Origin of the sequence: Paraburkholderia sp. MM5384-R2, from assembly GCF_014201025.1 — a bacterium.
Taxonomy (GTDB): Bacteria; Pseudomonadota; Gammaproteobacteria; order Burkholderiales; family Burkholderiaceae; genus Paraburkholderia; species Paraburkholderia tuberum.
In genome coordinates, this window is sequence record NZ_JACHDI010000036.1 from 1 (window position 1) to 26,052 (window position 26,052).

Genomic DNA, 26,052 nt, shown 5'->3' on the forward strand with positions numbered 1-26,052 from the left:
GACGATCACGTGATCCTCGCGGCGCGTCACGAGGTATATGTCCAGGCGCGGGAACGCAACCCCGCACGCTGGTCAGGCTGCACGCGAGACTGGACGCCGATCGGCGCCGTCACTCTCAATCCGGAGCGCGAGTCAGTCGTCACGATGGCTTCGCATGCCACACTTAAACAGCCTTTGGCTGCATGACTGAGGCGACAAGTACCTTGACACGCGCCGGCGGCGATCATTGCATATCTTTTCATCTCGATAAATAACCAGAAAAAGCGAAGGTCGTATCGCTCTTTCTTTCGTTTGTTTTTTATGCAATCGGAATGTGAAAAGTCCTTCGCAAATTTATAGTACTGCGACGGTTTCCGTGCGCTGCGCCTCAGAAGCGATAAGAAATGCCGATCTGCAACGTCGGATACCATCGATAAGGCGAGACCTTATCGCGCAGTTGCTGCAATCCGGTGTTGATGATCTGCTGACTCATCTCCGGTCCCGCGGCCTGCGACAGTGCCGGCGACAGTGTGTACGAGGTCTTCGGAATGCCGTAGGCGACACCGAGATCCACCACGAGCCCCCAGCCTTTGGCTCCCGGGTGCAAGCCATAGCCGATGCCAAGGTAGGGCATCGCGGTCGGGTATCGGGCGGTCGCCGTCGCGTATTCGCCAGGAAAGGCCGGCGAGGCTTTGCCCTCGAATACGTACATGCCGTTGGTCGGAACCGAGTTGCCGCTGACTTCGTTGTCGGTCAGACGCAGGCCCGCTGTAGCGCGAAAGCCGGTGCCGGCCCACGGAAAGAAATCGCCGTAGAGACCGCCCTGACGCAGCCGTATGCCGTCTTCGTAGCGATTGCCCCCAACCTCGAAGTTGTGCGACAAATTGATCGCGTTGAAGTCCGCGTGCACGCCGAACCACGACGTGACGCTCCACGCCGCGCCAACTCCGATGCCCAGCGTGCCGCCTTGCAGATAGACCTCCTGTGCATGCGACGTTTCGATCAGACACGGCAAAGCCACTACCCAGATTACCTTTCCAGCTTTCATGGGTACCCCTGAGCGGCGGGCAGCCCGATCGTTGCGGGACGCGCTCGCCGTTCTGTCGTCTCTTCTTTGTTGCTCTCTTTGTCGCGAACGCTCTAAGGCGTCGTGAAGCGATCATGCGAGCAGAGGGTGTAGACGGTCTGTGAGGTGGCGAACCATACGGTCAATGAATGGGGTTGGAGTGCGCGACGATGTCGCCGCGTCGCCATTCAGTTCGAGCGACGGCAGATGTCAATCGAGCCAACGCATATTCCTTGCGTGTGGATTCCCGACGCAAAAGCGAATGATTCTTCTGCATGGCCGGCCACCGAAAAATCAGCGAGAAGCGTGGCCAATTAAATCGGGCCGCATTGCATCGTACCCGACGAACGACCGCGGGGCGTAAGCGACGGACTGCTGTCGAGTAAGGATTCGCTGGGGCGTCGCGTCGCAACATCTGCCACTGTGGTGAAAACGCCAAATCAACGTTGTTTAATTTTGACAAGTCGCGCCGTGCGTTTATCCGTGCGAGGATGAAATCGTCAATGTTCCTGACATGAAGATCCAGTTACGGGGGCTCCATGAGTAGCATTCCGCTTATCTGGGCAGCGGTGCCGCACAACAGCGACGGTGTTGTCTTTCAGATCCGGCTTGGCCGCGGACTTCAGCGTTTTCATGTGTCGCGGCGCGTGCTCGAGGATGTGTTCGAGCTCCAACGAAAAGCGTCCGACGCGCGCCAACTCGAATTCTTCTATGTGCACGAGCAACGCATCCTCGCGCGCGCCAGCGCAAAGCGTGCGACGGCCTGCTCGGCCACCGTTTCACTACGGGCCGCCGATTTCGGCGTGTCGAACGACAGCGAGCGCTGGGCGATGCCGAGCGGCGTCGCGCACGGCCTCATCTAGGCGAACCGATGTTTGACGCGCCGCCGCGATCAACGGGCGGCCGTGCGTCGATGCCGCGCGTCAGTGTGCCTTGAGCTGCGCCTCGAGCACTTCGAACGTAGCGGGGATGACCGTCGCGCGCGGATGAGAATTGGCAGCCGTGGCCGGGTCGGCCGCGCCGAACTTCGACGACACCAGATAGATCCGGTGCTGCTGTTCATCGAGCGCCATCGTTTTCGCGCCTTCCAGCGTTGGCATGTTCTGCGCGACCGTGTAGTGGTCCGCACCGTTCGAACTGAACGCGAGCTTCAAGGCCGGATCGAAGCCCGCCGCGTCGGGGTGACCCCCTATCAGCAGTTCGGCCACGCGACGGCCCGACGTCGTATCGACGATCATCATGCGGTGATTGGCGCAAACCGAAAACAGGCGCTCGCTCGCCGGATCGATCGCGAGTCCGGTCGGCGACTCGCACCGTGCGAGTGGCCAATGCGCCAGCACCGTCGCGGACCGACCGTCCATCTCGACGATCTCGGCGCGATCTTCCACATTGACGAACACGTGCCCGTGGCTGTCCGCCGCGAGCGCCTCCGGCTTGCCGCCCACGCTCATCGTGGCGACCACCTTGCGCGTCGCGACGTCGATTGCGCTGACGCTGCCGTCGTGGCCATTGCTCAGCGTTGGCGCCCGTCGCCGCATGGACGTTCGACAGCGCGAGCAGGGAAGCGACGCCGCCGGCGATCAAGGCGGACAGGATTTGTTTCGGTTTCACGTCGAGTGGATTCAGACTAGTACTGCGTATAGATTGGGAGCATGGACGCCATTCCGTTGAGCGAATGACGTCCCGGGTACGGTGGGGCGTTAGCGGATCATCATTCATTGTCGTCGAGTTTGAAGTCGACCCACAACTGCTCAGACAGCGTTTCGGTCACGGGGGCTGCATTGGTGGTCGTGGGCGTCGCGTTATAAGGCAGCATGCCGCTCACGACGTACGCCGGATCATAGGCCGTGCGCGAGATCAGCAGGTTGCCAGCCGTGTAGTTGCTGGCGGAAGTCGAGGGCGTCGTCGTCGTGGCCGGGGTGCTGCTCGTGGTGCCTTGCGGCGCCGGTGTGCTCGTGTTTTGGGTGCTGCCGCCGCAGCCGTAGATGGCGGAGATCAGAACCGCGATCGGAAGCGCCTTCAGGGTGGTTTGCATTCTGTGTGTTTGAGTAGGGTGGGTGAAATTTTTTGAAAGTTGCAGCCGGTATTGCAAGTCGCGAGGCTACAAACCACCCGTGGCACAAACATGAATCGAAAATTACTAAAAAGATAAGAATGCGCTGGCGCGTTGGCGCGATGTCGTTGCGGGATGCCGGGTGTTTTTTGGCGGCGTTGGAGGGCGGACGGCAGTGCCTGAACGGAAGGCTACGTTGAGGCCGGCGGGAAGAGGCGGCTCGTTTGCCGTGCGCGTGCCTGTTTGCACACGCGGGCAAAGGAAAAAGAAAAGGGCCGACATGCTTTCGCATGTCAGCCCTCGAATCTTTTGGTAGGCCGTACGGGATTCGAACCTGTGACCAACGGATTAAAAGTCCGCTGCTCTACCAGCTGAGCTAACGACCCAAAAGAGAAGCGAAATTATATCGGCGCACCAATACCCTGTCAACTCGGCAAGACCGTCGCCCAAAATGAAAAGCCCGGGCATCACTACCCGGGCTTTCCAGCGAGAGGCGCGCGTGGCTATCACTTCGGACACTGCGCGTTACTGCCGACTACATCAAAACGAGATCAATCCGACACCACGATCTACTTGATCTGCGACAGCTTGTTCTGCGCCGACTGCGCGACGTCCGAGCCGGCGTATTGCGCGACGATCTGCTCGAGCGTCTTTTTCGCCGCGGCCTTCTGGCCTTGTTCGAGCTGATTGTTCGCGATCGCGAGCAGCGCTTCCGGTGCACGCGGATGCTGCGGATAGTTCTTCACGACACCTTGCCAGACCGCCGTCGAACCCTTGTAGTCGCGCAGTGCATACAGCGCGTTGCCGAGCCAGTATTGCGCGGTCGGCTGATAGGGGCTGTTCGGATATTTGGAGATGAAGCTGCGGAACGATGCCGCCGCGTTCTTGAAGTCGCCGCTGCGGAATTGCTGTGAAGCCGCGTTGAACGCATCGGTTTCACCCGGCTGCACCTCGCCCTGGACGCCGTCCACCGTCTGTTGCTGCGGCTCGAATTTCTTCAGGCGCGTGTCGAGATCGGTGTAGTAGTCCTTCTGCTGCTTTTGCAGCGTCGTGAGCTGGTTCGCCATGTCCTCGTTCTGTCCGCGCAGCGTCGCGACCTGCTGGTTGAGCTGGTCGAGACGGTTGGACTGATCGAGGATCGTGCGTTGCGCCGCCGATAGCTGGCTCGACAGACTATCGGTCTTCGAACGCAGATCGAGAATGGCCTGGCGGGCCTGATCGTCGTCGAAAATGCCCGCATGGGCGGGCACGGCCGTGAGGGCCGTGCCTGCGACGCAGGCCGCTGCGGCAAACCGCAGCCAGGAGAAACGATGCGTCATTCGGCTCACCACCCGTTGACTTACTGTTGATACGCGAGGTCGGCGCGGCGGTTCTGTGCCCACGACGCTTCGTCATGACCCGTTGCCAGCGGCTTTTCCTTGCCGAGGCTCACGGCCTCCATTTGCGAATCCGACACGCCCATCAGCGACAGCGAACGACGCACGGCTTCAGCACGCTTCTGGCCGAGTGCGAGGTTGTATTCGCTGGTGCCGCGCTCGTCGGTGTTGCCCTGGATCAGCACGTGACGCTGCGGGTGGCTCTTCAGATATTGCGCGTGTTGTTGCAGCAGCGGTTGATAGTCATCCTTCACCGAGTAGCTGTCGAAGTCGAAGTAGATGCTGCGCTTCGCGAGCGGGCTGTTCGGATCGTTCAGCGGGTCGACGTTGACCGTCGCGACGTCGTTCGGGTTCGGTTGGGCCGAGCCTGCGCCCTTGTTGGCGTTTTCGTCGAGCTTGACGCCCGAGTGACATGCGGCCAGTGCACCGACCATCACGACGGCGAATGCGAAACGAAGTTTGGACATCATTTGATTACTCTCCTTGTGTTATTGCATCAACGTTATTGCATAAACGGGCCCCAGGACGGCTCGCGTACGCTGCCCCCCTGAACGGACAGGACCTGCCGAGTGCGACCGTCGGTCGATACTGCGGCCAACACGCCACGGCCGTTCACCTGAGTGGCGTAAAGAATGTACTGACCGTTCGCCGCGAAGCTCGGCGATTCGTCATGTGTCGTGTCCGTCAGGCCCGTGGCGGATCCGCCTTGCAGGTCCTGGATGTACAGCTTGAATGCACCGCCGACGCGCGAGATGTAGGCAAGCTCCTTGCCGTCAGGACTCACACGCGGGCTGGTGTTGTAGCTGCCCGTAAACGTGACGCGTTGCGCGCCGCCCGCGCTTTCACCTTGCGCCGGCATCTTGTAGATCTGCGGTGCGCCGCCGCGGTCGCTCGTGAAATAGATCCACTGACCGTCAGGAGAGTAGGTCGGCTCGGTGTCGATCGAGCTGCCTTGCGTCAGACGACGCAGACCGCTGCCGTCCGCGTTGACCGCGAAAATCTGCGTATTGCCGGTACGCGACAGCGCGACGGCGAGCGTGCGGCCATCCGGCGACCACGCCGGCGCACTGTTGTTGCCCTTCTGGTCCGATACGACGATGCGCCGGCCCGTGGGCAGATCGTGGATATAGACGATCGGCTTCTTCTTCTCGAACGACACGTAAGCGACCTTGGTGCCGTCCGGCGACCAGGCCGGCGAGATGATCGGCTCGGGGCTCGACAGCGCGATGTGCGCGTCCTGACCGTCCGAATCCGAGATCTGCAGCTGGTAGCGGTTGCCCGACTTGATCACATACGACAGGCGCGTGGCGAACACGCCGCGATTGCCCATCAGCTTGGCGTAAATGTAGTCCGCGACCTTGTGCGCGCTCATGCGCAGACCGCTTTCCGGGCTCACCAGCACGAGGCCGCCGAGGCTTTCGCCCTTGACCGTGTCGTACAGCTTGAAGCGCACTTCGTAGTGGCCGTTCGGCAGGCGGTTCACGCTGCCCGCGACGAACGCGTTGGCGCCCTTCGCCTTCCATGCGCCGAGGTCGACGGAATCGGTCTCGGACACGGGCGTCGAGCCTGCGTCGATATTCGTGAATTTGCCGCTGCGTTGCAGATCCTGACGCACGATCGTGCTGACCTGCTGCGGGGAGTTCGCTTCATTGGCGAAATTCGCCGTTGCGATCGGAAACTGAGTGGATCCGACGCCCGTCACGAGGACGTTGAGTTGTGCGTTGGCGGCGCCGCCGACGGCGATCAGGCACGTTGCCACGAGTGTTCGCAGGCCTAGCTTGGTCATCAAACTCATGCTGTATGGGTTCCTCAAAACGGTTTTACTTAATACTCGAAGACAGCAGACAGACCGGCAAACGGCTATTTCGTTCCCGCGCAACGCCGCGCCGGGTGGGGCGCGGCGTTGGCCGCCGGTCGGCTGTCAGCCTGCACATCAAGCCGCCGGACGCAGCGTGATAGTGAAGTAGTCCGGCGTCTTACCATTGACGTCCCGAGGCATCGGATCGGAGGCTTTCACCGCCCGCAACGCGGCGGCGTCCCACGCGGCGTTGCCGCTGCTGTGGGTAATGTTTGCGCTCAGCTGATTGCCGTCCGGCGAACAACGCACGGCGATCACGGTCTCGAGACCTTCCGTTTCGCCGCCCCAGTTCACATGCTGAAGCACCAGCCGTCGTACCTTGTCCGCGTAACCCGGCGATGCCGCCGTGCCGCCCGAGCCGCTACCCGTTCCGCTCTTGCCCAGTCCGTTGCTGCTCGAACTGCTGCCGCCCACGCCGCCGGCCAGACCCTGCATCTGCGCAAGCCGCGCGCGACGTTCGTTGTCGAGCTGCTTTTTCGCCTGCGCGGCCGCATCGGCTTGCGCTTTGGCCTTCGCCGCTTTCTCCGCCTCAGCCTTCTTCTGCGCTTCTGCCTGAGCCTGCTTTTGCTGCTGCTCCTGCTGTTCTTTCAGTTGCTGTTGCTTCTGCTGCTCGGCGAGCTGCTGTTGCTTGAGCTTCTCGGCCTGCTGCTGTTGCTGCTGTTGCGCCTGCTGCTGCTTGAGCTTCGCGGACTTCTGCGCCGCGAGTTGGGCCGCCTGTTCGGCCGCCAGCTGTTGCTGCCGCTTCGCTTCCGCTTCCTGCTGATCTTTCAGCTTCAGCTGGCGCTGCTGTTCGGCCAGTTGGGCCGCGCGAGCCGCTTCCTGCTGGTGGCGCTTCTTTTCCTGCAGCGCGATGTCGGCCTGTTCGTCGCGCACGGGCGGAGCAGGGGCGACCGGGGTGGGCGGCGGCGTGACGACGGGACGCGGAGTCGCCGAATCCGGCACCTCTGTCCACAGTTCCGCCTGCTCGCCCTCGGGCGTGCTGTTCTGCCATTGGATGCCTTGATACAGGAAGAATCCGAGCAGCGCATGCATCACCAGCGCGAACAGAAAAGCTCGCCCGGTGCCGCGTTCACGCGGCGGCTGAAGCGGGTATTCGGAGTTCTTGCGGATCATTGCGATTTGACGAGCAATCCGACGCGCTTGACGCCCCGAGCCTTCAACTCGGACATCACGTTCATCACGACTTCGTATTTCACGGTTTTGTCGGCGGCGATCACGACGGGCTGATCGGGGTGCGATTGTGCCCGATCGGCGATGAAACCGTTGAGGCCAGCCTTCGTCATGTCTTCCTGCTGCTGCGTGCCGGAGTCGTCCTTGTACTTGACGCTCATGTTGCCGTCGGCGCGGATGTTGACGATGACGGGTGGCGTCTGCTGTTGGGGCGCCGCGCCGCCGACGGTCGGCAGATTGACGATCGACGGCGCGACGAGCGGCGCCGTGACCATGAAGATCACTAGCAGCACGAGCATCACGTCGATGTACGGCACGACGTTGATGTCGGCCATTGCGCGACGCGAGCGCGAGCCGCGCATGCTGGAGGAACGGGAGCCTGCCATCATGGCCTCCTCAGTGTGCCTGGCGCTGCAGGATGTTCGAGAACTCTTCGATGAAGGTTTCGAAACGGATCGCCAGACGGTCGATGTCGTGCGCGTAGCGGTTGTAGGCGACCACGGCCGGAATTGCGGCGAACAGGCCGATCGCGGTGGCGGTCAGGGCCTCGGCGATGCCCGGCGCGACGTTCGCGAGCGTGGCCTGCTGCACGTTGGCGAGGCCGCGGAACGCATTCATGATCCCCCACACCGTGCCGAACAGACCGATATACGGGCTGACCGAACCGACCGACGCGAGGAACGCCAGATTCGCTTCGAGCACGTCCATTTCGCGTTGGAACGCCGCGCGCATCGCGCGCCGGGCGCCGTCGAGAATCGCGCCCGAATCGTTCAGGCGCTTCTCTTTGCCCTTCAGGAATTCCCGCATGCCGGACTCGAAAATCCGCTCGAGCGCGCCGATCCTGTGACGGTTGTTCGCGGCGCTCTGATACAGCGCCTGCAGGTCGCCGCCCGACCAGAAATCACGCTCGAAGCGTTCAGTTTGCGCGCGCGCCCGGCGAATCGCAAACCACTTGCGGAAGATGAAAGTCCAGGAGAGTAGCGACAGCAACAGCAGCAGAGCCATGACGGCCTGGGCCAGCAGGCTCGCGTTGAGTACGAGTGAAACGATCGACAGATCTTGTGTAGTGTTCATAAAGGTTCGTTTTAACGTCCCGGGAAGGGGGCGTCCGGCTGCAAGGCCGCTTCAAGCTTGCCGTGGGCAAAACGGAAGCTTCGGCGATATCGAAGCCGAACCATGCTTTGTGTTACCTGACCGGTATGAGTTCACTGGCCCCGTAACAACGAGGCTCAGGGGTCGTCCGTTGACATGCCGCCGTCGTTCAGTCAGCGCTCTCGCTAGTGCCCGGCCCGTGCCGCAGCGCGGCGAGAACCGACGGCGGGATCGCGGCTGGCCGCAGCGTCGCGCGGTCCACACAGCCAATCCGGACCGAACCGGTGGCAAGCAGCGTGCCTTCGCGCCATGCTTCCTGCACGAAGTCTACCGAAGCTCGGCCAAGACGCTCGATCCGGCTGATAATTTTCACGATGTCGTCGAGTCGGGCCGGAGCCCGGTAATCGACCGCGGTACTGCGCACGATGAAAATCGCGTCGTTTTCTTCCGCAAGCCGGTGCTGGTCGACGCCGCATGCGCGCAGCCATTCGGTGCGAGCGCGTTCGAAAAACTTCAGGTAATTGGCGTAAAACACGATCCCGCCGGCGTCGGTATCTTCGTAGTACACGCGGATCGGCCACGTATAGCCGATTTCCGTGCCTGGCTGGCTGGTCGACATATTCATGCGGCGCATTCTACCGGAACGCACAACCCGGGGTCTGTTTCGAAGTGTGAGTTGCTTGTGGCGGGCGTCGGCGGCGATGGGAGCCGGCTTTGCCGGCCGGGCCGGGACTGGCGGAGTGGGCTATCGACGTGCCGCAGGAAAAGCCAGCACGACGATGGGCGGCGGCGCGACCAACGGTAGCGGCATCCGCCGCCGGCCGCCTCCAATCTCAGCCGCGATGCACGGACAGACCGGCGAACGACTGCGCGACCGGCATCAGCTCGATCGTGTTGATGTTGACGTGGGCTGGGCGCGTGGCGATCCAGTAGATGGAATCGGCGATGTCTTCGGCCGTCAGCGGCTGCACGTTGTCGTAGACCTTGGCGGCCTTGTCGTCGTCGCCGCGATAACGCACGTTCGAGAATTCGGTGCCGCCGCACAGACCCGGCTCGATGTCGGTCACGCGCAGCGCGGTGCCGGCGAGGTCGGCGCGCAGGTTCAGGCTGAACTGGCGCACGAACGCCTTGGTCGCGCCGTACACGTTGCCGCCCGCGTACGGCCAGCGGCCCGCCACCGAACCCAGATTGAAGATATGCCCGCGGTTGCGCTCGACCATGCCGGGCAACAGCGCATGCGTGACCTGCGCGAGGCCCGTGCAATTGGTCTCGATCATGGTGTTCCATTCATCGAGACTTGCCTTGTGAGCCGGCTCGGTACCGAGCGCGAGGCCGGCGTTGTTGACGAGCACGTCGATCGCGGCGAAGTCCGCCGGCAGCGACGCGGGCACGGCTTCGACGGCGGCGCGATCGCGCACGTCGAGCTCGTACGGCAGCAGCGCGTCGCCGAGCTCGTCGGCGAGTGCTTGCAGACGGTCCTTGCGGCGTGCAGTGGCGACGACACGATGGCCGCCCTTGACGAACGAGCGGGCGATGGCGGCGCCGAATCCGGCCGACGCTCCTGTGACAAACACGATCATTGCAGTTCCCTGGTCGGTAAGAGACAAAGGCCCAAAGCCTACTTCCAATGGCAGGCTGCGGCAAGGATGCACGAGCCGGATCGGCGGCTGCCGCGGCGGCGCGCAACGGGTGCGCGGCGCGACCGGCGCGCTTTCCTCAGATGGTTGCGCAGCGGGGCCGCCAAACCGTCCGGAGGCCCCGCCGGCGGCCGCCGGAGCACCCGCAAGTCGGTTGCCTATTCGGGCCTCTTCCAATACACTAACGCGCTCGACCCTGCGTGACTGGCGATAGAACCGAGTCGTCCGACTCAGCCGATTCAACCAATCGGGTTCAAGGTGGAACAACCCACCGTGAAGCGCAGGGTGCCGTTTTGCCGTTCGCCTGGGCAGCCGTGAACCGCGCGCATTAATCTGCGCTGACGGTGGCTGGCTCGCCTCGCGTGTGCGGCGACTCTCCACTCGCCACGTCAGGGCAAGCCTCGCCGCCCAAAGCGCTGCGTACCCCGCTGTGTACCCTCTACGCAGGATTCGGCGCACGATCCGGTCAACCTGAAAACACTCAACGGAACCCGTATGTTTGACAGAGCCCAAAGCACCATCGCCAACGTCGATCCTGAACTCTGGAAGGTCATCGAGCAGGAAAACCGCCGTCAGGAAGAGCACATCGAACTGATCGCGTCGGAAAACTACACGAGCCCGGCCGTGATGGCCGCGCAAGGCTCGCAACTCACGAACAAGTACGCCGAAGGGTATCCGGGCAAGCGCTATTACGGCGGCTGTGAATACGTCGACGTTGCCGAGCAGATGGCGATCGACCGCGTAAAGCTGCTGTTCGGCGCCGAAGCCGCGAACGTGCAGCCGAACTCGGGCTCGCAGGCGAACCAGGGCGTGTTCTTCGCGATGCTCAAGCCGGGCGACACGATCATGGGCATGAGCCTCGCGCACGGCGGCCACCTCACGCACGGCTCGCCGGTCAACATGTCGGGCAAGTGGTTCAACGTGGTCAGCTACGGCTTGAACGAAGCCGAAGACATCGACTACGACGCCGCCGAGAAGCTCGCGCAAGAACACAAGCCGAAGCTGATCGTAGCGGGCGCGTCCGCGTTCGCGCTGCGCATCGATTTCGAACGCATGTCGAAGATCGCGAAGTCGGTCGGCGCCTACTTCATGGTCGACATGGCGCACTACGCCGGTCTCGTCGCCGCGGGCGTTTATCCGAACCCGGTGCCGCACGCCGATTTCGTCACCACCACCACGCACAAGAGCCTGCGCGGCCCGCGCGGCGGCGTGATCCTGATGAAGGCCGAGTTCGAGAAGCCGATCAACTCGGCGATTTTCCCGGGCATCCAGGGCGGTCCGTTGATGCACGTGATCGCCGCGAAGGCCGTTGCGTTCAAGGAAGCGCTTTCGCCGGAATTCAAGGCGTATCAGCAGCAGGTCGTCGAGAACGCGCGTGTGCTTGCTGAAACGCTGGTCAAGCGCGGTCTGCGCATCGTGTCGGGTCGCACCGAAAGCCACGTGATGCTGGTCGACCTGCGCGCGAAGAAGATCACCGGCAAGGCTGCGGAAGCGGCACTCGGCGCGGCACACATCACGGTCAACAAGAACGCGATCCCGAACGATCCGGAAAAGCCGTTCGTGACCTCGGGTATCCGCCTCGGTTCTCCGGCCATGACCACGCGCGGCTTCGGCGTGAAGGAAGCCGAGCAGGTCGGCAACCTGATCGCCGACGTGCTGGACAACCCGGAAGATGCCGCGACGATCGAGCGCGTGAAGGTTCAGGTCGCTGATCTGACCAAGCGCTTTCCGGTTTACGGCTAAACCATGCATTGCCCCTTCTGCCGCCATGCCGATACGCAAGTCGTCGACTCGCGCGTATCCGAAGACGGCGCGACGATCCGCCGGCGCCGCCGCTGCCCGGCCTGCGACAAGCGTTTCACGACGTATGAGCGGGTCGAGCTGGCGTTGCCGTCGGTCGTCAAGAAGGACGGCACGCGCACGGAATTCGATCGTCGCAAGATCGTCGCGAGCATGCAACTGGCGCTGCGCAAGCGCCCGGTTGCGGTGGACGCGATCGAAGCGGCTGTCGCCCGTATCGAGTATCAGCTGCTCGGCAGCGGCGAGCGCGAGGTGCGTAGCGAGCGCCTCGGCGAACTCGTGATGAACGAGTTGCGCGCGCTCGACACGATCGCTTACGTCCGTTTCGCTTCCGTGTACCGGCGCTTCGAAGACGTCTCCGAATTCGAGGACGTGATCGAGGAATTCCGCCGCGCCTCTTCCCCACCCAAGCCTTCCCGCAAGCGCTGAGCGCACGCTTGTCGCAGCTGAGCTGCGGTCATTCGCGTCCATCGCCTCGCGCATTTCGCGCTTTTTTTCACGCATCGCTTCTCCCGCCTCCGTGATCGATCGTCACGTGCATTGTTGCGCGCGCTAACGTCTGAATGCCACCTGGCCATTCGGACGATGGTCGGCGCGCTCGCAAATCGCTAGATTGGCTGCATCCGTTCGTAACGCTCAGGGATGCAGATGAAATTCAAGGGGATTTACCGGCCATCGCGCGCCGGTTTCACACTCGTCGAAACGCTGGCGGTGATAGCGCTCGTGATGCTGATGGCCGTGATGGCGGTGCCGTCGTTCGCCGCATGGCATATGCGCGATCAGGTCGACGCGCGCTCGAAGGCGCTGCTGTCCACGTTCGCCTACGCGCGCAGCGAGGCGCTGCGGCGCGGTGCGCGCATCACGGTGTGCCGCGTCGATGCAGCGCGCGTCTGTCTCGCGTCGGGCCAAGCCTGCGCCGGTGGCATCGCCGACTGGGCCTGCGGCTGGGCCGTATTCGCCGAACGTGGCGGCAAGCCGTCGTTGTTGCGCGCGCAGCCGGCGCTCGCGGCGGTGAGCATCGCCGGCGTGCAGACGGATATGATGTTCACGCCGCCGGCTGGGCAACTGATCGGCGCGTTTCGAAGTTTTGATATCGCGCCGCGAAGCCCATCGAAATCGATGCAGGGGAACTCGTGGCGGCGCTGCATCAGTGTCGCGGCAGGAGGTCGCGCGCGGATCTCGGAAGGCGCGTGCGGAGCGACGTCATGAGACAGCCCGCATTCAAGACCGGTTTGCGTGCGCACGCATCGCCATGTGATGGCAGCTCGTTGATCGAGGTGATGCTGGCGGTCGCGTTGGTCGCGGTGAGCGCGCTGGGTTTGATCGCGGTTCAGGTGTGGATCGCACGCGAAGCGCGCGCGATGACGCTGCGCGAGAGCGCCGCGTGGATAGCCGACTCGATTGCCGAAGCGACGCGCACGCCTTCCACGGGCGATGTCGCGCTCAATCAATGGCGCACCTGGGCGAGCGTTCTGCTGCCGCACGGCGACGCATCGATTGGCGAGAGCGGCGCGGTCGCGGCGGCGCGCGTGACGTGGGCGTCCGTGCGGGACCGGCCCGCTTTGGGCGATGCGAGCGCCCAGCCGGCGGAGCCTTGCGGCGACGTCGATGCACCGGCTGGATCGTCGTGTGTCGCGTTGGCGTTCGCGAAATGAAGCGGCCGCATTGCCCACTCGGTCATACGCTAATCGAATTCCTGATCGCGATGGCGCTCGGGTCGATCGTGATCGCGGGCGCCGTGTCCCTTTACACGGCGCAGCGCAACGCGTTCGTGCAGGCGAGCAACGCGACCCGGATTCGCGAAGCGGGCTTGACCGCGCTGATGCTGATCGGCCAGCAATTGCAGATGGCCGGCTTCGTCCCTGCCAATGTCATTGGCTACAACGCGGCGCCTGCGCTATTCGGCTGCTCGGGCGGTCGTCCGACCGGCGCCGACGACAGCCTCGCTTGCACCACCTTGAGCACCGGCTCGGATGGCGTCGCGATCCGTTACGTCGCAGACGTCGTATCGACATGGCCATCGTCGAGCGGTCAGGTCACCGACTGTGTCGGACAGGCCGTCAAAAGCAGCGACGCGGTCCTTGGCGATGAGGGCGCGCCGGTGGTGAATCGCTACTTCGCCAACGTCAGCGGCTCGACCGGCGAGCCGGAGCTTTACTGCGTGGGCAGCGGCAACGCGGGGTCCGCTCAGCCGCTGATCGAAGGCGTCGAGCGCGTGCGGTTGCGCTACTGGCTGGACGGCGCGGCGGATGCGGCGAATGCGTCGGCCGTGGCGGCGGATCAATGGGCGAACGTCGTTGCGGTCGATGTCTGCGTGCTGGTGCGTGGCGCGCCGCAAGGACAGCGTTCGAAGTACATCGACTGCGATGGCGTGAGTACACTCGGTACCGACCTGCGGCCTCGACAGGTGTTTTCCCGCCGCGTTGCGCTGCGTAATCGCGCGGAGGTGTCGTCGTGATGGATCGCGGCACAGCAACGCAACGCGGCCGCGCGTACGACATACGCGGCGGACCAGGCGGAACAGCGAAACACTTAGGTAGGCGAAATTGTCAGGGCGGTGCCCGACGGGCACATCAACGCGGCGTCGTGCTAGCCATCGTGCTGTTGATCTCGGCCATGATGCTCGCCACGTCCGCGATATGGTTCGAAACATCGCTCGCGGCCGCTCGCGCGGCGACCAATGTGCGCGACTATCTGCAGGCTTTCCACGCGGCGGATTCGGCGCTGAGCTGGTGCGAGCGCAACGTGCTATCGGCAAGTGGCGACGCGCGCGATGCACCGCTCACATCCGGCGAGCCGACTCAATGGAGGCTTGAAACCGCGTTCGTCGCAGGCGCCATCACGCCCGTGGCGCAATGGCCGGGATCATCGCGCGCGCCGCAATGCCTGATCGAGCCTTGGCGTCTCGCGAGTCGACCCAACGCCAGCGCTTATCTGCTGACCGCGCGCGGCTTCGGGCGGAGCAGCGAGTCGCAGGTCTGGTTGCAGATGGAGGTCGTGACCGAAGATGGCGCGATCGAACGTCATTGGCGGCGCGTTGCAGCAAGACCATTCTGAGGAACGCACCGACTGGACACGTATGAAAAGGCCGAACACATCCGCATTCACGCTGCTCGAACTCGTGATCGCGCTCGCGATTGCCGCCACGCTCGCCGCGTTTGCGATCCCTTCGTATCGCAGCCACATTGCGCGCACGCATCGCATCGATGCAGCGTCGGCGTTATATCGGGCTGCGCAATTCGTTGAGGCCGCGGCGAGCGATGGCGTGCCGGCCTTGCCACCGGGTATCGATCAGGCGCCGCAGTTCGGCGCCCCGGTGTATCGCGTGCGCGTGCTGCCCGCGGACGACACGAACGGCGGCTATTCGATCGAAGCGGCGCCCGCGGAAGCGGGCCCGATGCGCGACGACCCGTGCGGCACGTTCACGCTGGATGCGACGGGTCAGCGAGGCAATAGAAACGATGCGAGCGGCGCGACGCCCACGAGCAGCGAATGCTGGAACACCAGTTAGCGGGTGATTGACGTCCGACACACGCAACCATGCGAGCGGGAGGTCCGATAGATTGCTGCCACTCGCAGCGGCCACGACCTCAATAGCCGCTTCGCAACGAATCGTCCTGCGCAGCCGGCGACTGCGCCGTAGCGGAAGCCGCCGCGGCCGCCCGCGCCGCCGCCGACTCGTTCTTCATCTGTTGCCAGATCCGGAACGCTTCCCACGCGCCGAGCGCAAGGCTGCCCCACTTGAGCACGGGCTTAGCGCTCGCGACGACCCTCGCGCGCAGCGGTTTGGCGAGCAACAGCGAAGCGATCGAGCTGATGAACGGGTACTGCTTGAGCAACGCGCCGATCGTGCCCGCGTTGAGCACGCTCGCCTTTGGCCCTTTACCGACGCGCACGCCGCCAAAGCCGGGGATCACGAACCTGAGCCAGCTGAAATGCGCGACGGCCTGGCGCAGTTCGAAGGTGGCCCGTGCGAGCTCGACGCGCTCGACGTCCGCGCGCACGAGCAGCAATTCCTTGCGCAGCGCCCGCAGATGCGGCGCGCTCAGATCCTTCGACGGATGGCGCTTGTTACGAAAGGCGGTATCAGGACGGGAGGGGCTCATGGCGTATCGACGGCAGTGAGGGTGAGGCGATGGATCGGATGCAGACGAACTTTCCCATCAGTCGCGGCTGCGAAACGCTTCGCGATCCTTTTCGAACTCCGCGATGGTCGCTTCGAATACCATCGGCGCGTTGCGCAAACCGCTGCGCGCCTTCAGCGCACAGGCGAGCCCGGCAATCGCGTAGACCGCGGTGATGCCGGCAAGCGCCTGCCATCGGTAGGTGTCCCAGAAGGCAATGGCGACGAGTGCGGTCAACGCGATCAAGGCCATCGTGGCGAGCATCGTCGCGGCAAGACCGAGAAACAGCACGCCGAGCAGGCGGTCTTTTTCCTCGGCGAGTTCGATGCCCACCAGTTCGAGCCGCGTTTGCAGGATCGCAAACACGGAACTGAGAATACGGCGCAACGGGCTGCGTTCTGCGCGCTGCGAGTGTGTTTCGGTCGTCATGGCTGTGGGCGTTGCGCGTGAGGGCCTGGCCGGCGCGCGCGCGCCAGCAGAAGGGGACCGGCGAGGCTCGCGCCGGTCCGCCCGTGTCGCCGGTGCGCCGGACATGCCTGCTCCGGCGGCCTCACCGGCCTTTACTTGCGATTGATCAGCAGACCGACCACCACGCCGATGCCCGCGGCGATGCCGATCGACGCCCACGGATGCTCGTGCACGTAGTCGTCGGTGGCGCGGGCGGCCTTCTTGCCTTTTTCGACGACCACGACCTGAACGTCGGCTGCCTTTTCTTTCGCCTGCTTCAGGCGCGTCAGCGCGGTTTCGCGCAGTTCCGACGCGCGTTCGCCGGTAGCGCTCGCGGCCTGTTTCAGCAGGTCTTCAGCGTCCGCGAGGACGGTTTTGATATCCGACATCAATCTCTCCTTGTTGACTTCCGACATTGACAGCTCCCTTTGTCTCACGCTACGCGTAAATCGTAACCAAAGAAACGGTCGCTGGCGAGCATAGTGCCGGTTGCATGCCGCCGCCGCACGATTCGTTCCCGCCAGCGCGTGGCGTCAAGACACCCGATTGAGGGCACTCTGCTCCAGAGCGGTATCTGGATTGAGTTGATCTGTCCCGAAAAGTTTCCGTCAAACGGGAGAAAATTACAAAGACACATTAAGTACTGACGCGATGTTGGTTCGCCATGTACCACCGCGGCCTTATGCTTTATCGTGACTGGCCGCCGCGGGCACACGCCCGCGACCTTATCCGGATACCTTCCGAATACCTACAGGAGATGCACTATGAGTCTACGTCTTGGCGACATTGCGCCGGATTTCGAACAGGAGTCGAGCATTGGCCGCATCAGGTTTCACGAGTGGCTCGGCAATAGCTGGGGCGTGCTGTTCTCGCATCCGGCCGACTTCACGCCGGTCTGCACGACCGAACTGGGCCTGACCGCAAAGCTCGCGGGCGAGTTCGAAAAGCGCAACGTGAAGACGATCGCGTTGTCGGTCGACAGCGCGGAGTCGCACAAGGAGTGGATCAAGGACATCAACGAGACGCAAGCCGCCAACGTCGGTTTTCCGATTCTCGCGGACGGCGATCGCAAGGTCTCCGGGCTGTACGACATGATTCACCCGAACGCGAACGAAACGTTCACGGTGCGCTCGCTGTTCGTCATCGATCCGAACCGGAAGGTGCGTCTGATCATCACGTACCCGGCGAGCACCGGCCGCAACTTCGACGAAGTGCTGCGGGTGATCGATTCGCTGCAACTGACCGACAGTCACTCGGTCGCGACGCCGGGCAACTGGAAGCAGGGCGATGACGTCGTGATCGTGCCGTCGCTGAAGGACGAGGAAGTCATCAAGCAGAAATTCCCGAAGGGCTACAAGGCGTTGCGTCCGTACCTGCGCCTGACGCCGCAGCCGAACCGGTAAGCGGCGCGGCATGAACCAGAAAGCCGGTTCGAAGGAACCGGCTTTTTTGCATTATCGATACACCAGCATCGGAATCAGAAGAACGCCTGAATACCGGTCTGCGCACGGCCGAGGATCAGCGCGTGAACGTCGTGGGTGCCTTCGTAGGTGTTGACGACCTCGAGGTTCACCAGATGACGCGCGACGCCGAATTCGTCCGAAATGCCGTTGCCGCCGAGCATGTCGCGCGCGAGGCGGGCGATGTCGAGCGCTTTGCCGCACGAATTGCGCTTCATGATCGAGGTGATTTCGACCGCGGCCGTGCCTTCGTCCTTCATGCGGCCGAGGCGCAGTACGCCTTGCAGCCCGAGCGTGATCTCGGTCTGCATGTCGGCGAGCTTCTTCTGGATCAGCTGGTTCGCGGCGAGCGGCCGGCCAAATTGCTTGCGATCGAGCACGTACTGACGCGCGATGTGCCAGCACGCTTCGGCCGCGCCGAGCGCGCCCCAGGCGATGCCGTAGCGCGCCGAGTTCAGACACGTGAACGGACCGCGCAGGCCGCTGACACCCGGCATGATGTTCTCTTCCGGCACGAACGCTTCGTCGAGCACGATTTCGCCGGTGATCGACGCGCGCAGACCCACCTTGCCGTGGATCGCCGGTGCCGACAGACCCTTCCAGCCCTTCTCGAGAATGAAGCCGCGGATGTTGTCCTTGCCGTCTTCCTCGAGCTTCGCCCATACGACGAACACGTCGGCGATCGGCGAATTGGTGATCCACATCTTCGAGCCCGACAACGAGTAGCCGCCATCGACCTTCTTCGCGCGCGTGACCATGCCGCCCGGATCGGAGCCGTGGTTCGGCTCGGTCAGGCCGAAGCAGCCGATCCACTCGCCGCGCGCGAGCTTCGGCAGATATTTTTCCTTCTGCGCGTCCGAGCCGAATTCGTAGATCGGCACCATCACCAGTGACGACTGCACCGACATCATCGAGCGATAGCCGGAGTCGACGCGTTCCACTTCACGCGCGATCAGCCCGTACGCGACATAGTTCAGACCGGGGCCCCCGTACTGTTCGGGAATCGTCGGACCGAGCAGGCCAAGCTCGCCCATTTCGCGAAAGATCCCGATATCGGTCTTTTCGTGGCGGAACGCCTCCAGCACGCGCGGCAGCAGCTTGTCCTGCGAGTAAGCCGCAGCGGCATCGCGCACCATACGTTCGTCTTCGGTGAGCTGCTGATCGAGCAGCAACGGGTCTTCCCAGTGAAACTGCGCGGCCACGGCCATGACGTATCTCCTGATTTCTCGCTCAGAACCAGCTTGACTAGAGTTCCGCGTTGCGAAACAATGTTTTGCAAATGACGCCCGAGTGTATCACCCTATGACGCCGCCATCCACTTTCTCCGCTTCGCTCGACGAACGCAAATTCGTCGTCGCCCTTGCTCGCGGGCTGGACCTGTTGCGCGCGTTCCGGCCAGGCGAGACGATGCTCGGCAATCGGGATTTCGTCGAACGCACGGGTCTGCCGAAGGCAACCGTGAACCGGCTCGCCTACACGCTGACCGTGCTCGGCTATCTGCGGCTGGACGAAAGACACGGCAAATATGCGCTCGACGCGGGCGTGCTGTCGCTCGGTTTCGCGCTGCTGTCGGGCACCGACATGCTCGAACTGGCACGCCCGCACCTACGCAGCCTGGCGCGCGAGGTCGGCGCGGCGGTCTCGCTCGGGTGCCGGGACGGGCTCGACATGGTGTATCTGGAGACGATTCGCAGCGAAACCGCATTGACGCTCGGCCTGGCATCCGGCTCGAAACTGTCGATGCTGACGAGCTCGATGGGCCGCGCCTATCTCGCCGTGCAGCCGCCCGACGCGCGTACCGCGTTACTCGCGGAACTGAAAAAAGCGGCTGGCAGAGTGGGGGCGATGCTCGTCGCCGAAGCCGAACAGGAGATCGCCGCGTTCGCGACCGAGCGATGCTGCTACTCGTTTCGTGCGTGGCATGACGACGTGAACGCAGTCGCGGTGCCGTTTCGCGAGCCGCGCGAAAAGCGCTGGCTCGTGCTCAGCTGCAGCGGGCCGGCGTCGTCGATGGGGGAGGAAATGTTTCGCGAGAATGTCGCGCCGCGCCTGAAGGCGCTCGCGGCGCGGCTGGGGGAGCCGGCTGAGGTAATGCCGGGGCGCCCCGGCTAAGGGGCCCACATCGTGTCACGCCGCCCGGTCGTGATAATGCGCGTTGAATAATGGCCCTTGCACGAACCGCACGTCGTACTGCTGTAGCGCGGAGAATTGCGCCTCGTCCATCACGCGATTGAAAATCAGCGGCACCCGCAGCCGGCCCGCGTAGCCGACGAGCGGCTTCACGGTCGCGTCGCGCAATGCGGCCGCCGCATCCATCTTGATGAAGTCGAGCCGCGCGGTTTCGGATACCGACAGGATCTGCCCCGCGTTCGACAGATTGCCCGCCACCTTGAACCCGTAGTGCTGATAGCTGCGCGTCAGATAGCCCAGGAACGTCTTGTGTGCGACCGCCGCCGCCGGCAATTCGATCACGATGCGCGTCGGACTCAAATTGAACGAGGTCAGCACGCTCGAAAAATGCCGGCCGTGGTCGTACTTCACGCTCTTCAACAGCCTCTCGTGCACCCGCAGAAACAGCAACCCATGGCGCTGCGGCCCGAAGAAGTTGATTGCGTGCAGCGCGCGCGACATGCGGTCTAGCGCGACCAGTTGCTGATCGTCGGCGATGTTGTCGAACGGATCGAACACCTCGAATGGCGGCGCGTCGAGCCGGTGCGTGACCGCCTGAAAGCCGAGTTCATCACCGAAGCGGTCGACCCCTTCCGCGCCGCATGACAGCGACTGCGCGAGCCCGTGCACGCTGATGTCGAAGATCGGCTCGTAGGCACTCGTGAGCTCGGTGCCATCGAAATGTGCGAGCGCGATGCCGGCGTGCCCGCCTTGTCCCATTGCCAGATGCTCGCCGAGAAACGGGTGATGAGCGGCGCGGGCGATCAGATCGGGGATGGTCGGCGAAATCATGAAGGCAAATGAAAGGCGACGATGAACGCGCACCGGGCGCGTGGCAGCGCGACGCGATGGCCGCATTCATTGATGGTAGCAGTACGCGCCCTGCGCAGATTAACAAAATGCTCATATCGTTATTGGCCTCACGCTTATCGGCCGGGGCTGAGCGCGGAATGGCGAGGTTCGCGGGCGTGTTTCCAAGGGTATACGTTAGTTTCACTATTCGTAATTCGTTTTACTATTCGTAAAATACACTCTTAGCCAGCCAGAGGGGACGACCCAATGCTGATCGCGTTGAACTGCTCGAATGCCGCGCTGTTTCATGCGGCGGCGCTGCCGGTGCTGTGCTCGGCGCTGCTGGTGGTCGTGCTCGCCGGTGCGACGCGGCCACCCAGCCGCGCGTCCAAAGCGGAGCCGGCCTGAGCCTGACAGCAAAGATCAGCAAAGATCACCTATCAACCGGGAAAGAATCGGGCAACTCGCGGAGAACCTTGTATGGATACCTCAACACGTAAGCCGGCCGACGAACGCCTGCGTCATGAAATCGAGCCCGGCTATCAGTCGGGTTTCGCGAATGAATTCGCGACCGAGGCATTGCCGGGCGCGCTGCCGACCGGCCGCAATTCGCCGCAACGCGCGGCCTATGGTTTGTATGCCGAACAGATTTCGGGCACGGCGTTTACGGCGCCGCGCGGTCACAACCGTCGCTCGTGGCTGTACCGGATTCGTCCGGCGGCCATGCACAAGCCGTTCACGTCGAGGCCGTCGGAGCGGCTCGTCGCGAACTTCGCCGAGGTGCCGCCGACGCCGCCGAACCAGCTGCGCTGGGACCCCCTGCCTATGCCCAGCGAACCGACCGATTTCATCGACGGCTGGGTCACGATGGCGGGCAACGGCTCGGCCGAAGCGATGAGCGGTTGCGCGATCCATCTGTACGCGGCGAACCGCTCGATGCGCGATCGCTTCTTCTACAGCGCCGACGGCGAACTGCTGATCGTGCCGCAACAGGGGCGCCTGCATATCGCGACTGAAATGGGCCACGTCGATGTCGAGCCGTTCGAGATCGCGGTAATTCCGCGCGGCGTGCGCTTCGCGGTCAGCCTGCCGGACGGCAGCGCGCGCGGGTATATCTGCGAGAACTTCGGTGCGCTGCTGCGTCTGCCGGAACTGGGGCCGATCGGCTCCAACGGTCTCGCGAATCCGCGCGATTTCCTGACGCCGCACGCCGCATACGAAGACCGCGAAGGCGCATTCGAACTCGTCGCGAAGATGAACGGCAATCTGTGGCGCGCGGACATCGGCCATTCGCCGCTCGACGTAGTGGCATGGCACGGCAACTACGCGCCGTACAAATACGACCTGCGCCGCTTCAACACGATCGGCTCGATCAGCTTCGACCATCCGGATCCGTCGATCTTCCTCGTGCTGCAATCGCAAAGCGACACGCCGGGCGTCGATACGATCGACTTCGTGATCTTCCCGCCGCGCTGGCTCGCCGCCGAAGATACGTTCCGGCCGCCCTGGTTCCATCGCAACGTCGCGAGCGAGTTCATGGGCCTCGTGCATGGCGTCTACGACGCGAAGGCCGAGGGCTTCGTGCCCGGCGGCGCGAGCCTGCACAACTGCATGACGGGCCACGGCCCGGACGCGGACACGTTCGAGAAGGCGTCGCATCTCGATACCTCGGTGCCGAAGAAGGTCGACGACACGATGGCCTTCATGTTCGAGACCCGCACGCTGATCAAGCCGACGCGCTTCGCGCTCGAAACCGCGCAATTGCAGGCGCATTACTACGAGTGCTGGCAATGCCTCAAGAAACACTTCAATCCGGAGCAACGATGAACGCGGTGAACGATCTCCAGGCGACGCTCGATGCGTCGCGCAAGAGCTGGATCGAGTCGGCCAACGACCCGGCTGGCGACTTCCCGATCCAGAACCTGCCGTTCGGCATTTTCAGCGACCGTGGCAACGACGCGCGTCGCGTGGGCGTCGCGATCGGCGATCGGATCGTCGATCTCGCCGGATTGCAGGCCGCGGGTCTGCTGAACGTGCCGGCGCACAACGTGTTCGCGCGCGATGCGCTGAACGATTTCATCGCGCTTGGCCGCGACGTGTGGCGCAGCGTGCGTATCCAGCTGAGCCAACTGCTCGCGCGCGACACCGCGACGCTGCGCGACGATGCCGCGTTGCGCGCGAAGGTGCTCGTGCGCGCGGCCGATGCGCGTCTGCATCTGCCGGTGCAGATTCCGGGCTACACGGATTTCTATTCATCGAAGGAACACGCGACCAATGTCGGCGCGATGTTCCGCGATCCGAAGCATGCGCTGCTGCCGAACTGGTCGGAGATGCCGATCGGCTACAACGGACGGGCATCGTCGGTGGTCGTGAGCGGGACGCCGGTGCGTCGTCCGAATGGTCAGTTGAAGTTGCCCGACCAGGAGCGTCCGGTGTTCGGCGCGAGCCGCAAGCTCGATATCGAACTGGAGACGGGTTTCATCATCGGCGGCGGCAATGCGCTGGGCGAGCCGATCGCGTGCGAGGACGCGGAGGCGCACATTTTCGGCATGGTGCTGCTGAACGACTGGAGCGCGCGCGACATCCAGCAATGGGAATACGTGCCGCTCGGCCCATTCAATGCGAAGACCTTCGCGACGACGATCTCACCGTGGGTCGTCACGCTCGATGCGCTCGAACCCTTCCGCGTCGCGCAGCCGGTGCAGGAGCCAGAGCCGCTCGCCTATTTGCGGCATCGAGGAAAGCATGCGTTCGACATTCACCTCGAAGTGACATTGCGTGCGCAACCCGCGCGGCAAGCGAGCACGATCGCCCGGACCAACTTCAAATACATGTACTGGACGATGGCGCAGCAGCTCGCGCATCACACGGTGGCGGGCTGCAATACGCGGGTGGGCGACCTGATGGGCTCGGGGACGATCAGCGGGCCGACCGAGGATTCGTACGGCAGCCTGCTGGAGCTGACGTGGAACGGCAAGAAGCCGCTGGCGTTGAAGGAGGGCGGCACGCGCACGTTCATCGAGGACGGCGATGAGTTGACGCTCGTCGGCTGGTGCCAGGGCGACGGGTATCGCGTGGGGTTCGGCGCGTGTGCCGCAGAGATTCTGCCGGCGCGAGCGTGAGCGCGCGGCAGTCACGATGAGCGAGGGCCGGCGCGGTATGCCGGCCCTCGTCGGTTGTGCGAGACCTTGGGCGTACCGGGCCGCAATGAATCGGCGCGTTGTCCGCTTCACCCACCCAGCAACCCGAATACGGCCACCCCATTCGTCGTGCCGACATACACCTTGCCGTTTGCGATCAATGGTGTGATGAACTTGTTGCCCGTGCCGAACTGATCGCGCGTGCCCATCTGGTTGCTGTTGTACAGCTCGTTGAGCGTGATCGGGTCGAACGCATGCAAGGCCGCGACGGTGCCGTTTTCGGCGGCCCACACGATGCCGTTCGTGGTGCCGTTCGCCGAGATGCTCGGCGTCGTCCCGGGATAGGCGAACGTCATCGCGCTTTGCGCGGTCGGTGTGATCGACAGCTTCGCGTTGGTCACGGTGAACGCCTTCAGATGATCGCCGACCGAGCCGAAATACACGCGCCCGTTGAAATAGGCGGGCATGCCGAACTCGCCGCCGGCAAGCTGCGCGGGAATCTCCTGATAGATGTTGTCGGCCGCCGGGTTGAACTTGCCCATCGAGTCGCGATTCAGCACGTAGATGGTGCTGTCCTTGCCCGCGCCGAGCGTCAGATGCTGTACGGTGCCGTTCGCGTCGGTCAGGTCCGGCAGCACCAGTGCGCCGCCGGAGCCGAGGTCGATGTCGTCGTTGGCCTCCTGCACGACGTTCGTCATCGCGAAGTAGTCCGCCACCGACAGGCCTCCCGCCGTGCCGAGCTTCAGAAACGTATTGCCGAAATCCTTGCTGGCGGGGAAGCCGCTCGACGTCATCGTCGTGTCGAACGTGCCGTTGGCATCGAGCAGATAGATCGACGAGCCGTCCGACGCCGGTCCCGCGCCGCTCATCCAGATCGCGCCGCCGATGCCGTTAGCCGTCAGGTTGAGCACGGTGGTCTGCTGCAACGTGTCGGCGCCGTAGCCCATGATCCAGCCCGTATAGCCGCCGTCGTCGCAGTGCGAGGTCCACGTCGTGTAGACCGTGTTGCCGAGCAATAGCAACCCCGCGCGCTCCGCGTACAACGACGAGGTGAACGGCACGACGCCGTTCGTATTTCCCGCGCCGCTGCCCGGGTAAGAGGCGGCGACTTCGGTGGGACCGTTCAGCAGCTCGCCGCCGGTCGCGAGGTCGAGCGCGTGAATGCGATGATGGTAGCCGCCGGCCGCGTCCTTCGACATCGCGACGACGTAGATCGTGCCGTGCGTGCCGCGCGAACGGTCGATCAACGGTGTCGAGGTGATGCCGATGGTGTTCACGATCTGGCTGCAGCCGAGGTCGTCGCTCGGGGTTTCGCCGGTGCCGAGTGTGCGCACCTGCCACAGGGTCGCGCCGGTGTCGGCATCGAATGCGTACACACTGTCGTTCTCGGTCGCGACGTACAGCACGTTGTGCGTGCCGCCCGCGATCGCCAGCGCGGCGACGAATAGCGGCTGCGCGTCGACCTTGCCGTCGACGCTAAAGAAGCCGACCTTGCCGAACGTCGAAGCCGCCACGTTGGCGGGCGTCAGCGTGGTTTCGCCGAGGTTCTGGCCGGTGCGCGCGATGTCGTCGTGATAGGTGAGCACGTCGCGCACGGCTGCCGCCGATGTGCCGCCCGTCGGGGTGCCCGAGCCGCTGCCCGAGCCGCCGGTGCTACCGGTGGTGGTGCCGCCGCTCGTGGTGCCACCGCTGGTGGTGCTGCCGCCGCTCGCTGCGGCCGGAGTCGATGCGCCGGATGCGCCGCCGGCGCCGACGCTCGCGCCCGTCGGGGCACTGCTGTTTCCGCCTCCGCCGCCTCCACAGTTCGCCGCGACGATCGCGGCTACCGCGATCGCCGTGCCCAACAGGCTGGCACGGAGCAACAGGCGCATCGAGACCATGGCGGACTC

Annotated in this window: 30 protein-coding genes, 1 tRNA gene, 1 pseudogene and 1 riboswitch; of the genes and pseudogenes, 14 read left to right on the top strand and 18 right to left on the bottom strand. The window is 63.8% G+C overall.

Features of this window, described 5'->3' with window-relative positions:
* A pseudogene (locus tag HDG37_RS34270) lies at positions 1–186 on the top strand (hypothetical protein); the annotation flags it as partial.
* 181 nt (positions 187–367) lie between these two features.
* Here the strand turns inward: HDG37_RS34270 and HDG37_RS34275 are convergent.
* Positions 368–1,027, bottom strand: coding sequence for a hypothetical protein (locus tag HDG37_RS34275; protein ID WP_184055403.1), 660 nt, complete (start codon positions 1,025–1,027; stop codon positions 368–370).
* 557 nt (positions 1,028–1,584) lie between these two features.
* Between HDG37_RS34275 and HDG37_RS34280 the strand changes: the two genes are divergently transcribed.
* Positions 1,585–1,908: a hypothetical protein gene (locus HDG37_RS34280; RefSeq protein WP_184055405.1), complete on the top strand. Its 324-nt coding sequence runs from the start codon at positions 1,585–1,587 to the stop codon at positions 1,906–1,908.
* A 60-nt stretch (positions 1,909–1,968) separates the two neighbouring features.
* On the opposite strand, the gene HDG37_RS34285 is transcribed toward HDG37_RS34280, so the two are convergent.
* From HDG37_RS34285 to ydfG, 11 genes are all read right to left on the bottom strand, one after another.
* Positions 1,969–2,583: a YncE family protein gene (locus tag HDG37_RS34285; protein ID WP_184055407.1), complete on the bottom strand. Its 615-nt coding sequence runs from the start codon at positions 2,581–2,583 to the stop codon at positions 1,969–1,971.
* Between the two features lie 173 nt (positions 2,584–2,756).
* Positions 2,757–3,080 carry a hypothetical protein gene (locus HDG37_RS34290; RefSeq protein WP_184055409.1) on the bottom strand — a complete coding sequence of 108 codons (324 nt, stop codon included), beginning with the start codon at positions 3,078–3,080 and terminating at the stop codon, positions 2,757–2,759.
* 328 nt (positions 3,081–3,408) lie between these two features.
* Positions 3,409–3,484, bottom strand: a tRNA-Lys gene (locus HDG37_RS34295).
* Between the two features lie 183 nt (positions 3,485–3,667).
* Positions 3,668–4,417 carry a tol-pal system protein YbgF gene (ybgF, locus tag HDG37_RS34300; RefSeq protein WP_090803165.1) on the bottom strand — a complete coding sequence of 250 codons (750 nt, stop codon included), beginning with the start codon at positions 4,415–4,417 and terminating at the stop codon, positions 3,668–3,670.
* A 20-nt stretch (positions 4,418–4,437) separates the two neighbouring features.
* Positions 4,438–4,944 (bottom strand): peptidoglycan-associated lipoprotein Pal, encoded by a 507-nt coding sequence (pal, locus tag HDG37_RS34305; protein WP_018419502.1) that lies wholly within the window; start codon positions 4,942–4,944, stop codon positions 4,438–4,440.
* A gap of 32 nt (positions 4,945–4,976) precedes the next feature.
* On the bottom strand, positions 4,977–6,269 hold the full coding sequence (tolB, locus tag HDG37_RS34310) for a Tol-Pal system beta propeller repeat protein TolB (protein ID WP_184055411.1): 1,293 nt from the start codon (positions 6,267–6,269) through the stop codon (positions 4,977–4,979).
* 138 nt (positions 6,270–6,407) lie between these two features.
* The gene (gene tolA / locus HDG37_RS34315) at positions 6,408–7,445 is read right to left on the bottom strand and encodes a cell envelope integrity protein TolA (protein ID WP_184055413.1); all 1,038 of its coding nucleotides are present in this window, start codon (positions 7,443–7,445) and stop codon (positions 6,408–6,410) included.
* Complete coding sequence (gene tolR, locus HDG37_RS34320; protein WP_026225609.1) at positions 7,442–7,888, bottom strand: protein TolR; 447 nt, start codon at positions 7,886–7,888, stop codon at positions 7,442–7,444. The genes tolA and tolR overlap by 4 nt, the downstream gene beginning before the upstream one ends.
* 10 nt (positions 7,889–7,898) lie before the next feature.
* On the bottom strand, positions 7,899–8,576 hold the full coding sequence (gene tolQ / locus HDG37_RS34325) for a protein TolQ (RefSeq protein ID WP_090803171.1): 678 nt from the start codon (positions 8,574–8,576) through the stop codon (positions 7,899–7,901).
* Between the two features lie 187 nt (positions 8,577–8,763).
* On the bottom strand, positions 8,764–9,228 hold the full coding sequence (gene ybgC, locus HDG37_RS34330; RefSeq protein WP_184055415.1) for a tol-pal system-associated acyl-CoA thioesterase: 465 nt from the start codon (positions 9,226–9,228) through the stop codon (positions 8,764–8,766).
* Positions 9,229–9,427: 199 nt separating this feature from the next.
* The gene (gene ydfG / locus HDG37_RS34335; RefSeq protein WP_184055417.1) at positions 9,428–10,174 is read right to left on the bottom strand and encodes a bifunctional NADP-dependent 3-hydroxy acid dehydrogenase/3-hydroxypropionate dehydrogenase YdfG; all 747 of its coding nucleotides are present in this window, start codon (positions 10,172–10,174) and stop codon (positions 9,428–9,430) included.
* A 247-nt stretch (positions 10,175–10,421) separates the two neighbouring features.
* Positions 10,422–10,548: riboswitch (ZMP/ZTP riboswitch) on the top strand.
* 178 nt (positions 10,549–10,726) lie between these two features.
* Here ydfG and glyA point away from each other — a divergent pair.
* The 7 genes from glyA to HDG37_RS34370 all read left to right on the top strand — a co-directional run bounded on the left by glyA (position 10,727) and on the right by HDG37_RS34370 (position 15,542).
* Positions 10,727–11,974, top strand: coding sequence for a serine hydroxymethyltransferase (gene glyA / locus HDG37_RS34340; RefSeq protein ID WP_184055419.1), 1,248 nt, complete (start codon positions 10,727–10,729; stop codon positions 11,972–11,974).
* Positions 11,975–11,977: 3 nt separating this feature from the next.
* Positions 11,978–12,460 (top strand): transcriptional regulator NrdR, encoded by a 483-nt coding sequence (gene nrdR, locus HDG37_RS34345; protein ID WP_008919734.1) that lies wholly within the window; start codon positions 11,978–11,980, stop codon positions 12,458–12,460.
* Between the two features lie 213 nt (positions 12,461–12,673).
* On the top strand, positions 12,674–13,240 hold the full coding sequence (locus HDG37_RS34350; RefSeq protein ID WP_184055421.1) for a GspH/FimT family pseudopilin: 567 nt from the start codon (positions 12,674–12,676) through the stop codon (positions 13,238–13,240).
* Positions 13,237–13,686, top strand: coding sequence for a hypothetical protein (locus HDG37_RS34355; RefSeq protein WP_184055423.1), 450 nt, complete (start codon positions 13,237–13,239; stop codon positions 13,684–13,686). Before HDG37_RS34350 ends, HDG37_RS34355 begins: the two co-directional genes overlap by 4 nt.
* Positions 13,683–14,489, top strand: a complete 807-nt coding sequence (locus tag HDG37_RS34360) for a PilW family protein (protein ID WP_184055425.1) — start codon at positions 13,683–13,685, stop codon at positions 14,487–14,489. The genes HDG37_RS34355 and HDG37_RS34360 overlap by 4 nt, the downstream gene beginning before the upstream one ends.
* Positions 14,489–15,088 (top strand): hypothetical protein, encoded by a 600-nt coding sequence (locus HDG37_RS34365; RefSeq protein ID WP_260335210.1) that lies wholly within the window; start codon positions 14,489–14,491, stop codon positions 15,086–15,088. Before HDG37_RS34360 ends, HDG37_RS34365 begins: the two co-directional genes overlap by 1 nt.
* Before the next feature lie 22 nt (positions 15,089–15,110).
* Complete coding sequence (locus HDG37_RS34370; protein ID WP_184055429.1) at positions 15,111–15,542, top strand: type IV pilin protein; 432 nt, start codon at positions 15,111–15,113, stop codon at positions 15,540–15,542.
* Between the two features lie 79 nt (positions 15,543–15,621).
* Here the strand turns inward: HDG37_RS34370 and HDG37_RS34375 are convergent, their stop codons facing one another.
* From HDG37_RS34375 to HDG37_RS34385, 3 genes are all read right to left on the bottom strand, one after another.
* Positions 15,622–16,137: a DUF3318 domain-containing protein gene (locus tag HDG37_RS34375; RefSeq protein ID WP_184055431.1), complete on the bottom strand. Its 516-nt coding sequence runs from the start codon at positions 16,135–16,137 to the stop codon at positions 15,622–15,624.
* 57 nt (positions 16,138–16,194) lie between these two features.
* Complete coding sequence (locus HDG37_RS34380) at positions 16,195–16,584, bottom strand: phage holin family protein (RefSeq protein WP_184055433.1); 390 nt, start codon at positions 16,582–16,584, stop codon at positions 16,195–16,197.
* A gap of 131 nt (positions 16,585–16,715) precedes the next feature.
* Positions 16,716–17,018 (bottom strand): YqjD family protein, encoded by a 303-nt coding sequence (locus HDG37_RS34385; RefSeq protein WP_026225611.1) that lies wholly within the window; start codon positions 17,016–17,018, stop codon positions 16,716–16,718.
* 348 nt (positions 17,019–17,366) lie between these two features.
* Here HDG37_RS34385 and HDG37_RS34390 point away from each other — a divergent pair, with 348 nt between their 5' ends.
* A complete protein-coding gene (locus HDG37_RS34390) occupies positions 17,367–18,005 on the top strand; it encodes a peroxiredoxin (protein ID WP_184055435.1) in 639 nt (212 codons plus the stop codon).
* Between the two features lie 74 nt (positions 18,006–18,079).
* Here HDG37_RS34390 and HDG37_RS34395 read toward each other — a convergent pair whose 3' ends face one another.
* Positions 18,080–19,270, bottom strand: a complete 1,191-nt coding sequence (locus HDG37_RS34395) for an acyl-CoA dehydrogenase (RefSeq protein ID WP_184055437.1) — start codon at positions 19,268–19,270, stop codon at positions 18,080–18,082.
* Positions 19,271–19,364: 94 nt separating this feature from the next.
* Between HDG37_RS34395 and HDG37_RS34400 the strand changes: the two genes are divergently transcribed.
* Positions 19,365–20,174 carry an IclR family transcriptional regulator gene (locus HDG37_RS34400; protein WP_184055439.1) on the top strand — a complete coding sequence of 270 codons (810 nt, stop codon included), beginning with the start codon at positions 19,365–19,367 and terminating at the stop codon, positions 20,172–20,174.
* Positions 20,175–20,189: 15 nt separating this feature from the next.
* Here HDG37_RS34400 and HDG37_RS34405 read toward each other — a convergent pair whose 3' ends face one another.
* Entirely contained in the window at positions 20,190–21,023 is an 834-nt protein-coding gene (locus HDG37_RS34405; RefSeq protein WP_184055441.1) for an EAL domain-containing protein, read from the bottom strand.
* Between the two features lie 267 nt (positions 21,024–21,290).
* Between HDG37_RS34405 and HDG37_RS34410 the strand changes: the two genes are divergently transcribed.
* The 3 genes from HDG37_RS34410 to fahA all read left to right on the top strand — a co-directional run bounded on the left by HDG37_RS34410 (position 21,291) and on the right by fahA (position 24,145).
* Positions 21,291–21,431, top strand: a complete 141-nt coding sequence (locus tag HDG37_RS34410) for a hypothetical protein (protein ID WP_184055507.1) — start codon at positions 21,291–21,293, stop codon at positions 21,429–21,431.
* 72 nt (positions 21,432–21,503) lie between these two features.
* Complete coding sequence (gene hmgA / locus HDG37_RS34415; RefSeq protein WP_184055443.1) at positions 21,504–22,850, top strand: homogentisate 1,2-dioxygenase; 1,347 nt, start codon at positions 21,504–21,506, stop codon at positions 22,848–22,850.
* Positions 22,847–24,145 (top strand): fumarylacetoacetase, encoded by a 1,299-nt coding sequence (fahA, locus tag HDG37_RS34420; RefSeq protein ID WP_184055445.1) that lies wholly within the window; start codon positions 22,847–22,849, stop codon positions 24,143–24,145. Before hmgA ends, fahA begins: the two co-directional genes overlap by 4 nt.
* Before the next feature lie 107 nt (positions 24,146–24,252).
* On the opposite strand, the gene HDG37_RS34425 is transcribed toward fahA, so the two are convergent.
* Positions 24,253–26,043: a PQQ-binding-like beta-propeller repeat protein gene (locus HDG37_RS34425; protein ID WP_184055447.1), complete on the bottom strand. Its 1,791-nt coding sequence runs from the start codon at positions 26,041–26,043 to the stop codon at positions 24,253–24,255.
* Positions 26,044–26,052: the final 9 nt, after the last annotated feature.

Excerpts from the sequence above, each read along its gene's own strand:
- HDG37_RS34275 (WP_184055403.1), bottom strand. The coding sequence starts at position 1,027 with ATGAAAGCTGGAAAGGTAATCTGGGTAGTGGCTTTGCCGTGTCTGATC.
- HDG37_RS34280 (WP_184055405.1), top strand. The coding sequence starts at position 1,585 with ATGAGTAGCATTCCGCTTATCTGGGCAGCGGTGCCGCACAACAGCGAC.
- HDG37_RS34285 (WP_184055407.1), bottom strand. The coding sequence starts at position 2,583 with ATGCGGCGACGGGCGCCAACGCTGAGCAATGGCCACGACGGCAGCGTC.
- HDG37_RS34290 (WP_184055409.1), bottom strand. The coding sequence starts at position 3,080 with ATGCAAACCACCCTGAAGGCGCTTCCGATCGCGGTTCTGATCTCCGCC.
- ybgF (WP_090803165.1), bottom strand. The coding sequence starts at position 4,417 with ATGACGCATCGTTTCTCCTGGCTGCGGTTTGCCGCAGCGGCCTGCGTC.
- pal (WP_018419502.1), bottom strand. The coding sequence starts at position 4,944 with ATGATGTCCAAACTTCGTTTCGCATTCGCCGTCGTGATGGTCGGTGCA.
- tolB (WP_184055411.1), bottom strand. The coding sequence starts at position 6,269 with ATGAGTTTGATGACCAAGCTAGGCCTGCGAACACTCGTGGCAACGTGC.
- tolA (WP_184055413.1), bottom strand. The coding sequence starts at position 7,445 with ATGATCCGCAAGAACTCCGAATACCCGCTTCAGCCGCCGCGTGAACGC.
- tolR (WP_026225609.1), bottom strand. The coding sequence starts at position 7,888 with ATGGCAGGCTCCCGTTCCTCCAGCATGCGCGGCTCGCGCTCGCGTCGC.
- tolQ (WP_090803171.1), bottom strand. The coding sequence starts at position 8,576 with ATGAACACTACACAAGATCTGTCGATCGTTTCACTCGTACTCAACGCG.
- ybgC (WP_184055415.1), bottom strand. The coding sequence starts at position 9,228 with ATGCGCCGCATGAATATGTCGACCAGCCAGCCAGGCACGGAAATCGGC.
- ydfG (WP_184055417.1), bottom strand. The coding sequence starts at position 10,174 with ATGATCGTGTTTGTCACAGGAGCGTCGGCCGGATTCGGCGCCGCCATC.
- glyA (WP_184055419.1), top strand. The coding sequence starts at position 10,727 with ATGTTTGACAGAGCCCAAAGCACCATCGCCAACGTCGATCCTGAACTC.
- nrdR (WP_008919734.1), top strand. The coding sequence starts at position 11,978 with ATGCATTGCCCCTTCTGCCGCCATGCCGATACGCAAGTCGTCGACTCG.
- HDG37_RS34350 (WP_184055421.1), top strand. The coding sequence starts at position 12,674 with ATGCAGATGAAATTCAAGGGGATTTACCGGCCATCGCGCGCCGGTTTC.
- HDG37_RS34355 (WP_184055423.1), top strand. The coding sequence starts at position 13,237 with ATGAGACAGCCCGCATTCAAGACCGGTTTGCGTGCGCACGCATCGCCA.
- HDG37_RS34360 (WP_184055425.1), top strand. The coding sequence starts at position 13,683 with ATGAAGCGGCCGCATTGCCCACTCGGTCATACGCTAATCGAATTCCTG.
- HDG37_RS34365 (WP_260335210.1), top strand. The coding sequence starts at position 14,489 with ATGGATCGCGGCACAGCAACGCAACGCGGCCGCGCGTACGACATACGC.
- HDG37_RS34370 (WP_184055429.1), top strand. The coding sequence starts at position 15,111 with ATGAAAAGGCCGAACACATCCGCATTCACGCTGCTCGAACTCGTGATC.
- HDG37_RS34375 (WP_184055431.1), bottom strand. The coding sequence starts at position 16,137 with ATGAGCCCCTCCCGTCCTGATACCGCCTTTCGTAACAAGCGCCATCCG.
- HDG37_RS34380 (WP_184055433.1), bottom strand. The coding sequence starts at position 16,584 with ATGACGACCGAAACACACTCGCAGCGCGCAGAACGCAGCCCGTTGCGC.
- HDG37_RS34385 (WP_026225611.1), bottom strand. The coding sequence starts at position 17,018 with ATGTCGGAAGTCAACAAGGAGAGATTGATGTCGGATATCAAAACCGTC.
- HDG37_RS34390 (WP_184055435.1), top strand. The coding sequence starts at position 17,367 with ATGAGTCTACGTCTTGGCGACATTGCGCCGGATTTCGAACAGGAGTCG.
- HDG37_RS34395 (WP_184055437.1), bottom strand. The coding sequence starts at position 19,270 with ATGGCCGTGGCCGCGCAGTTTCACTGGGAAGACCCGTTGCTGCTCGAT.
- HDG37_RS34400 (WP_184055439.1), top strand. The coding sequence starts at position 19,365 with ATGACGCCGCCATCCACTTTCTCCGCTTCGCTCGACGAACGCAAATTC.
- HDG37_RS34405 (WP_184055441.1), bottom strand. The coding sequence starts at position 21,023 with ATGATTTCGCCGACCATCCCCGATCTGATCGCCCGCGCCGCTCATCAC.
- HDG37_RS34410 (WP_184055507.1), top strand. The coding sequence starts at position 21,291 with ATGCTGATCGCGTTGAACTGCTCGAATGCCGCGCTGTTTCATGCGGCG.
- hmgA (WP_184055443.1), top strand. The coding sequence starts at position 21,504 with ATGGATACCTCAACACGTAAGCCGGCCGACGAACGCCTGCGTCATGAA.
- fahA (WP_184055445.1), top strand. The coding sequence starts at position 22,847 with ATGAACGCGGTGAACGATCTCCAGGCGACGCTCGATGCGTCGCGCAAG.
- HDG37_RS34425 (WP_184055447.1), bottom strand. The coding sequence starts at position 26,043 with ATGGTCTCGATGCGCCTGTTGCTCCGTGCCAGCCTGTTGGGCACGGCG.